Raw genomic sequence first — 1,621 nt, forward strand, 5'->3', positions numbered from 1 at the left:
AATCTGACCTGGTGCACGGCGGAATCGGAAACGACACTATAGACGGCGGCGAGGGTCTTGACTTCATCTACGGCGATGCAGGCGAAGACTATCTCTTCGGCGGAGCAGGTACCGACGCCGTCTCCGGTGGTGATGGCAACGACATCGTTGCGTTCGACTCCAATGACCTTACGGTGGACGGCGGCAACGGAACCGACGTGCTCCAGCTTCTCGCTTTCGTGGTTGTCGATCTTACTCTTGATAATGAAGTGCCGTCGGCGTTTGGATTCGTTGAGAATTTCGAAGGAGTTGACTATTCGCTGCTTGCTGGACCGGTGACAGCCTCTGGTACTGCGGACAGCAACATCTTTATCGGCACCGCGGCCGCCGATACGTTCGATGGCCTCGGGGGGGACGACACCTTGCGCGGCGGCGGAGGCAGCGACACTCTGCGCGGCGGCGAGGGTGCCGATATCCTTGATGGCGGCGCGGGCACCGACCACATGATCGGCGCTTCCGGTAACGACAGCTATTATGTCGACGACGCAGGCGATATAGTCGACGAGGGCGTTGGCCCCAATGGCATCGATTCCGTCAACGGCTTCATCTCGATTAACCTTGCCGACACCTCTCACTTCATCGGCAATGTCGACAATGTGGCGTTACGCGGGCCGACTAATATCAATGCCACCGGCAATGGCTTGAACAACACGCTAACCGGCAATTCCGGCAACAATGTCATCAACGGCCTTGGYGGAGCTGACACCATGATTGGCGCTCAAGGCARCGACACMTAYTTCGTCGACAATGCCGGCGATATCGTCAGTGAAAGCAGTGCCGGCGCCRACGGCAACGATACCGTCAATGGCTATATCTCGATCAACCTCAGYGATGGCAACCACTTCACRGGCAACATCGAGAACGTCGCACTGCGCAGCGCAGCTTCGATCAACGCCACCGGCAACAGCCTGGCCAATGCGCTGAMYGGCAATTCAGGCGTCAACACGCTGASCGGCCTCGGCGGCAACGATACGCTGGACGGCAAGGAAGGCGCCGACAYCATGCAGGGCGGTCTTGGCAACGACACCTAYTATGTCGACAATGCCGGCGAYCWTGTCMTCGAGGYCAATGGCCAGGGCACCGACAATGTSCAGGCYTATGTCAGCTTCAACCTCTCYGGTCAGGARCTGGAGAACCTGGCGCTACGCACAGGCGCCTCGATCAACGGCACTGGAAATTCCCTTGCCAACTTCATCACTGGCAACAGCGGCAACAACATCATCGACGGCCTCGGCGGCGCCGATACCATGAGCGGCAGCACCGGCAATGATACCTATTATGTCGACAATGCCGGTGACCATGTGGTCGAACTCAACGGCCAGGGCACCGACAATGTGCAGGCCTATGCCAGCTTCAACCTCTCCGGCCAGGAATTGGAGAACTTGGCGCTGCGCAGCTCGGCTTCCATCAATGGCACAGGCAACTCGACCGCCAACACCATAACCGGTAATTCCGGCAACAACATCATCAACGGCCTCCTCGGCAGCGACACGCTGAGCGGCAGCACCGGGCATGACACCTTCGTCTTCACCACGGCGCTGAACGCCGCCACCAATGTCGACCGCATCACCGACTTCTCGGT

1 protein-coding gene and 1 pseudogene are annotated in these 1,621 nt (G+C 58.9%); both read left to right on the forward strand.

Going from position 1 to position 1,621, the window contains the following annotated elements; translation table 11 throughout:
* Window positions 1-11: 11 nt before the first annotated feature.
* Window positions 12-461: pseudogene (locus tag ACXJ7R_RS32070) on the forward strand (calcium-binding protein); the annotation flags it as partial.
* A 21-nt stretch (window positions 462-482) separates the two neighbouring features.
* The coding region (locus ACXJ7R_RS32075; protein WP_457155308.1) for a calcium-binding protein at window positions 483-1,621 on the forward strand (1,139 nt) is incomplete at its 3' end.

It is taken from the genome of Mesorhizobium sp. P5_C1 (genome assembly GCF_054049815.1).